The organism is Mesorhizobium sp. M0185, from assembly GCF_040322175.1.
Classification (GTDB): domain Bacteria; phylum Pseudomonadota; class Alphaproteobacteria; order Rhizobiales; family Rhizobiaceae; genus Mesorhizobium.
The window spans coordinates 1-5,995 of record NZ_JAMYSY010000099.1 but is presented as its reverse complement, the minus strand read 5'-3'; the positions used below and the strand labels follow the sequence as shown (position 1 = coordinate 5,995).

Genomic DNA, 5,995 nt, shown 5'->3' with positions numbered 1-5,995 from the left:
AGCTTTCCTCGAGCCGCTGCGTGAAGAACGCCTTGAGCGCCTCATCCAGCCGCATCGTCGCCTCGCTCACCGTCGAGGCCGAGAAAGAGTGGCCGCACAGTTCCTCCGTCACCGCCTTCACCTTGCGGGTCGAAACGCCCTGCACGTACATCTCGACCAGCGCCGACACCAATGCCTTCTCCGAACGCTGGTAGCGCTCAAACAACTCCGTCGAGAACCGGCCAGCCCGATCCTGCGGAACGCGAAGCTCCAGCACCCCGACCCGCGTCACCAGCTTGCGCTCGTAATAGCCGGACCGGTAACTCGTCCGCTCCGCCGTCCGCTCGCCTTTCTCGGCCCCGATCGCCTCCGTCATCTCGGCTTCAAGAACCTCCTGCACGACACTCTGCAATGCCTGGCGACGGCGTCGATGCGAAGCTGGGTATTCGGATCAACAAGGAAGCCGGTGAAATGAGCAATGCGCTTCTTGGTGCCCGTCAGTGTTTTCAAAAGCTCCTTGGTTCCAATGTATGCTGAATTGCCAGTGTCGGTGCCGAGGCAGAAGGTTGCTGAAGAAGGATCCTTGAAGCACCCTGCGCCGCCGATGACAGGCGCGCCATTGGACACGAGCTCGTCGACGGTACTGACCGATCCGACGGGGTCACCTGGGAAAATCAGAAAACCGTTGTAACCCTGGGTCAAAAGGCTCTCGAGCAGCTGGTTCTGCTGGCTGAGTTCCCACTTTTGCGGCACCTTGTAGTCTGCTGCGGCCAGGCCAAAATCCTTGGCAGCATCCTTACCAGCTTGCTCCCACGCCGCGAAGTAGGGGTGCGGACCTCCGGGAACCAGCGCAATTTTTGAATCTCCAGCGGCGAAGGCGGACCCCACGCCTATTGCGGATAGCAGTCCAATCGCGAGCACGCGACGCAAATAGTTCGACATCAAAACTCCTCCCGTTGAGAGCGCCGCCTTCCCGCTTAAAATTGTCGAGACCGCCAGCGCAAATGGCTTGCATTCAGCGCAGAAGTTCTAGTACACTTGTATACAAGGTGCAACTGCTTTTTTGTTGATGGCATTTTTCCGAGGACATTGTGCAAGAAGGCGAGCGGAACGCGATATCGCGTTGCGACCAGAATGGAGCGAAAGCCATGTCTTCCGGATTGGCTGAACTAGACGTGTTTTTGAACCGGCGCAGTTCAGCGAGTGAGCAAATTTACTCCGTCCTGCGCGAGGCAATCGTGCGTGCGAAGCTCTTGCCTGGCGAATCGATTAGTGAAAACGCGGTGTGTCGCCAGTTCAATGTGTCTCGCACACCTGTGAGGGCAGCGATTCAAAGATTGGCCGAAGACGGACTTGTAAGTGTCTTTCCGCAGCTCGGCAGTTTTGTTTCGCAAATTGATATCGTCAGCATCCAAGACAGCCATTTTGTCCGCCGTTCCCTGGAAACTTGCCTTCTTCGCGAAGTTGCGCCGCGTTGGACGCCAGCGATGAGCGCTGAAATGCGTTCACTGGTGGCGGCTCAAGAACGGAGTATCGCTGAGGGCGATATTGACGGATTTCACGACAATGACGAGAATTTTCACCAATTGTTTGCGTCTTTCGCGCAGCGACCGGGAGTTTGGACGACCATCCACGCTGCTAAAGCCAAGCTGACTCGCTTTATTCGTTTCTCCGGCAATGCCGCACGATTTGCGGTTGTGCTGCAGGAGCATTTGGCAATTCTGGATGCGCTGGATGCCAATGACGGACCCGGTGCGGAAGCCGCATTGGTCGCCCATCTCGATAAAATCTTTGTCCTTTTCGACGCGCATGCGTCGGACACACGCCATGCCGCTGTCTGACCAGGTAATGGAGAATTCCCGCTTGCAATCGCTAGAAGGAAAAACCGCTGTCGTAACTGGAGGCGCAGGCGCTATCGGCTCCGCAATCGCAGCCGAACTGGCGCGCGCCGGCGCTCAAGTAGCAGTCCTGGATCTGCTCCCCGAGGCTGCAGAGGCGCTGGCGTCGCGAATAGGACATGGCGCCGTTGCCGTCGGTGTTGATCTGGCAGTTGAGAGTTCAACGCGCGCGGCGGCGGAGAAGGTTCTTCAGCACTTCGGTTCGGTCGACATTTTGGTCAACAATGCTGGCATTCTGTCGAACCACAAAATGGCAGATACCTCGATCGAGGAATGGCGAAGGGTCAACATAGTCAACGTAGAAGCCGCATTCCTTCTCGCCCAGATATTTCTTCCAGTCATGCGCTCGAAACGGTGGGGTCGGGTGATCAATATCTCCTCCTATGCCGCCAAAAGCGGAGGCTTGACCGCAGGGACGGCGTATTCAGTTTCGAAGAGCGCGATGATCGGGCTGACCTTTTCAATTGCCCGCGAGACCGCTGACCAGGGCGTGACCTCCAATGCAATTGCGCCCGCCTACGTAATGTCGCCGATGGTTTCCGAACAGCTCAACGACGAACAGCGCGTGGCGCAGCTTGCTCAAATCCCGGTCGGGCGATTTTGCGAACCTCAAGAAGTCGCCCACACCGTTTCATTCCTCGCGTCACCTCTAGCCGGTTTCATCACGGGCGAGGTTATCGATATGAACGGTGGTCTCCATTTCGATTGAGCTGCATACAATGGAAAATCGTCTTTCTCACGCCAATTTGGCGCTCGCATCAGCCGGTGTCCGAATTCCTCGGTACGATCGACGGAGTGTGACGCCCGGAATCGTGCATCTCGGTATCGGCAACTGGCACAGGGCCCATCAGGCAATCTATACGGATGATTGCCTGGCCGCGGGACAACTCGATTGGGGCATGATTGCAGCCTGCTCTGGAGTTCGGACACGCGGGACGCGCTTGCTCCTCAAGATGGTCTGTACACAGTTGTCAGTCGTCAAGCTGAACAGACGAGCCTTCGGATAGTCGGTTCTATCGGCCATATTCTTGTCGCACCGGAAGGCCCGCTCAGCTGCTGGAGGCGCTCTTTGACCCGCGGATCAGGATCGTGACTTTGACAGTCACCGAGAAGAGCTACACGGTCATCTCGGGCGGCGGCTCTGGCCACGAGCCGGCCCATGCCGGTTTTGACAGTACGACGGTCTTCACTGTTGCCGGCAGCCGTCCGGTAGTTTGTTCGCGTCTGCTTGGCGGGCCTGCGTCACGTCCCGCTGTCCAGTGGGCTATCGAGTTCGTGCCTTCAAGACGCGTTAACTAGAAGCTGAACGTCTGCACGACGCGTGCCTGACATTTAGTCAAGGAACGAACACTGTCCGGTTCTGTGTAGGTTTTCGGATGCCGTTCGGCAATAGAGATAGCTCTCGGAAAGGCCGAGGCGGCGGCACGACTGGACGGCTGGTGATGAATGAAGCACGGTGCTGTCGCAGATTGCAGCCGTCGTCTTCACAACAGCACGCTCCCACGGCTTCAAGGTCCAGCGGTCGCCGAGTTCCAACCGCTTGCGGACCCATTGGGGTAGGATCTCGACGGCCGCCTTGAGAAACGGCCGCTGAAGGGGTCGAGCAACTCCCGGCAAGGCGGGAACTTCTTCCATGATCTCCAGGAACTCCGACACGATCGGCGACGCGACGAGTCTTTGCCTCATCACGTCGAACAGCGCGTAAAGCTCGGCCTGAGACGTGGGCGCGCCGACCGCACCATAGAGAAGCGCCACGGGGCGAGCCTCAGCAAACATCGCGTCCCGTTCGAAAAAATGCAGACGATGCACATAGACGTGATAGGCCTCCATGAAACCAAACTCGGCCGTCGCTTGCACCCAGTCCAGCAGCTCCGGGTCGGTGGCGTGGTATGGCTCGCCTTCGCTGGTTCGACCCGAAACGCGCCCATGCATCCTGACCGCATCTTCAATCATGGCCTTAGCCTTGGATCGGGGGCCGTAGACCGTGACCAAAGCAGCGAGGCCCGTACGCTGCAATCGTCGGAGCGCGAGGGAGCGGAAGGTGCTGTGCTGCCAAATGGCGTCGCGAACCCGCGGCTCTGCCAATTCGAGCAGCACCGCCGTTACCCCGCCGATGAACACCGCAACAGGGTTCTTAAAAATGCGCCAGGACACCGAGTTGGGTGGTAACAGCGCCGGCTCGCCTTCCGGAGTCGAGAAGTCCATCTGAGATCCGAGCCGCTGGCGCATGAACGACTGGGCAAGAGTGTCCACACGACGCTCAAGCGGGCGACGCAGAGAAATGATGCCCGAGTTGCGAAACATGGTACGCCTCGAACTACTGAGAATAGCAAGCGTTAGACCTGTGGCTGGCGGATGCAATATGCACGAACGTCTTTGGTCTTCCCGTCGTTCCAAATCATCCTCGCGCGAAGCCGATGAACGCTGCTTGATCTGCCCTGTTGCCAATGATGATGGAGCAAGGCTCGGGCGTCGTCATCCATGTCACCTCGATCCAGCGCGAGCTTCCGCCGTAGTCGGGCCTCGTCCGCCGATAGGAGAAGGCAAGATCTTTTTGGCTTGACGACACCGGCACCGAGCATGGATCCGGCGATCGCGCCGCCCAGCGTTCCCGCATCTCCCGGTTCAAGGTGATAAAGGCGGTCCCGACATAGCGTCCTGTGCCACGCTCAGCCATCAGGGCGAAAGCCGGCTTTCCGGGTTCACGCTCGACGCCGAGCAACTCGTGCTGGCGTCGGGTTATGGCTTTCCGCAAGGCTCCGAAGTCAGACAGGCCAGTCCCGTTCAATACGACGATCTCACCGTCGATGATGGGGCTTTCCACGTCCAGTTCAGCGGCGGCCTTTGCGAGGGCGATGCCGATGGCGAAACTGTCCGAAGGCGACACGATCACGATGACAGCGCGCGGGGAACGCCTCGCCGAAATACCGGACCTCTCCACCGCGTCCGCCCTCGGCAATCGCGACAGCATGCTTGGCTTTCGACACATCGACACCGACGTAAAAAACGTTATCTTGCTCCATGGCCCGTCCTTTCTTCGCTTGGGGCTCGGCTCGGCACTCCCGAGCAACCCCCGTTTGCTTAACAGCTGCAAAGACTAAGGGCGGGCCGCCGCTCAGACCACGGTCATAACGTCTAATAGCCATCACAACCTTACCCGCCAAATCGTCCTTGTTGCGCCAATATTTGACGAGCTTCTTTTCATACAGCTTTCGGAATCTCTCGAGTTTGGCCTTTTTCTCGAACTCGACCTTTTCCGCGGCCCACGTCTTGCGAGCACCGCCTTCGAGCAAAAACGCCACGGTAGGCACGCCTTGGGCGACGGCGTACTCGTACTCCATCTGGGTGTAGCTCTTACCCTTCAACTCTGAGCCGTACCGCTCTGCTACGATGAGTACGTAGTAGTCGCTGTCATCGATGCGCCGCTTAATGTAATCCCATTGAGTGTCGTCGCTGGCTTGGAATGCCTCCATCCCCACAGGAATATGCCCGAGGGTTAAGAACGGCCTCGATGACCGACCGTCTTTCGTCCACCAAATCGGCATAGGTCGAGCTGACGAAGATTTGGTATAACGTCCATGCGGCTTCACCCTTCGATCCGCCCTTGTAAGTCTGCAAGCAGGCTGGGGATAACGTTCCGTGCCCGCATCAAGAAGCCGAGTCATGGTTCTTGCAAGGGGTGAAGTGATCAAAGCCCGACCCGCGCGCTGGCACGCTAGGTTGCCCGGTTTGCCGGAACGAGGAGTATGAAACGTGCGGTGCGCCCCGCCGCAGCGACAGCCGTCGCTATTCCTGCTTGTCGACCAGCGCCCGTAGTGCCGAGACGTCATGCAGCAATAACCTGCTGCCGCGCTTTTCGATCAGGCCTCTCTTGGCGAGGTCGCTCATTTCGCGCGAGACCGCTTCCCTGTGCGTGCTCATCGTTGCCGCCAGCTCGGAATGCGTCGGTGCCGGGCTTACGGACACCTCGCCGTCCACGAGTGCGGCTTTCTCCGCCCGATGCAGGAGCTCGACGATCAGCCGTTTTCGCACCACCAGAGTGCTGTATTCGAATACCCGCTCGGTCATGCGCCGGAGCTGGGCAGACAGATGCTCAAGCAGCATCCAGGCAAAAGTCG

7 protein-coding genes and 2 pseudogenes are annotated in these 5,995 nt (G+C 58.6%); 2 read left to right on the top strand and 7 right to left on the bottom strand.

Annotated features, from left to right (window positions below):
- A pseudogene (locus tag NKJ20_RS33585) lies at positions 1–382 on the bottom strand (transposase); the annotation flags it as partial.
- Positions 352–921: a sugar ABC transporter substrate-binding protein gene (locus tag NKJ20_RS33580; protein ID WP_352749889.1), complete on the bottom strand. Its 570-nt coding sequence runs from the start codon at positions 919–921 to the stop codon at positions 352–354. The pseudogene NKJ20_RS33585 and the gene NKJ20_RS33580, both read right to left, overlap by 31 nt.
- Before the next feature lie 206 nt (positions 922–1,127).
- Here NKJ20_RS33580 and NKJ20_RS33575 point away from each other — a divergent pair, with 206 nt between their 5' ends.
- Together NKJ20_RS33575 and NKJ20_RS33570 are read left to right on the top strand one after the other, a co-directional pair.
- On the top strand, positions 1,128–1,820 hold the full coding sequence (locus NKJ20_RS33575) for a GntR family transcriptional regulator (RefSeq protein ID WP_352530916.1): 693 nt from the start codon (positions 1,128–1,130) through the stop codon (positions 1,818–1,820).
- Positions 1,807–2,586: an SDR family NAD(P)-dependent oxidoreductase gene (locus NKJ20_RS33570; protein WP_352749888.1), complete on the top strand. Its 780-nt coding sequence runs from the start codon at positions 1,807–1,809 to the stop codon at positions 2,584–2,586. The genes NKJ20_RS33575 and NKJ20_RS33570 overlap by 14 nt, the downstream gene beginning before the upstream one ends.
- A gap of 623 nt (positions 2,587–3,209) precedes the next feature.
- On the opposite strand, the gene NKJ20_RS33560 is transcribed toward NKJ20_RS33570, so the two are convergent.
- The 5 genes and pseudogenes from NKJ20_RS33560 to NKJ20_RS33540 all read right to left on the bottom strand — a co-directional run.
- Positions 3,210–4,181, bottom strand: a complete 972-nt coding sequence (locus tag NKJ20_RS33560; protein ID WP_352749887.1) for an oxygenase MpaB family protein — start codon at positions 4,179–4,181, stop codon at positions 3,210–3,212.
- Between the two features lie 94 nt (positions 4,182–4,275).
- Positions 4,276–4,770 (bottom strand): DNA ligase-like domain-containing protein, encoded by a 495-nt coding sequence (locus NKJ20_RS33555; protein WP_352749885.1) that lies wholly within the window; start codon positions 4,768–4,770, stop codon positions 4,276–4,278.
- Positions 4,709–5,422, bottom strand: coding sequence for a DUF4062 domain-containing protein (locus NKJ20_RS34300; protein ID WP_502895034.1), 714 nt, complete (start codon positions 5,420–5,422; stop codon positions 4,709–4,711). The genes NKJ20_RS33555 and NKJ20_RS34300 overlap by 62 nt, the downstream gene beginning before the upstream one ends.
- Positions 5,388–5,495, bottom strand: a pseudogene (locus NKJ20_RS34295) (hypothetical protein); the annotation flags it as partial. The gene NKJ20_RS34300 and the pseudogene NKJ20_RS34295, both read right to left, overlap by 35 nt.
- A gap of 168 nt (positions 5,496–5,663) precedes the next feature.
- On the bottom strand, positions 5,664–5,995 hold a 332-nt coding region (locus tag NKJ20_RS33540; protein ID WP_352749882.1), incomplete at its 5' end, for a Crp/Fnr family transcriptional regulator.

Bases quoted from the DNA above. Each gene is read 5' to 3' on its own strand.
- NKJ20_RS33575 (WP_352530916.1), top strand. From the start codon at position 1,128: ATGTCTTCCGGATTGGCTGAACTAGACGTGTTTTTGAACCGGCGCAGT.
- NKJ20_RS34300 (WP_502895034.1), bottom strand. From the start codon at position 5,422: ATGCCGATTTGGTGGACGAAAGACGGTCGGTCATCGAGGCCGTTCTTA.
- NKJ20_RS33570 (WP_352749888.1), top strand. From the start codon at position 1,807: ATGCCGCTGTCTGACCAGGTAATGGAGAATTCCCGCTTGCAATCGCTA.
- NKJ20_RS33580 (WP_352749889.1), bottom strand. From the start codon at position 921: ATGTCGAACTATTTGCGTCGCGTGCTCGCGATTGGACTGCTATCCGCA.
- NKJ20_RS33560 (WP_352749887.1), bottom strand. From the start codon at position 4,181: ATGTTTCGCAACTCGGGCATCATTTCTCTGCGTCGCCCGCTTGAGCGT.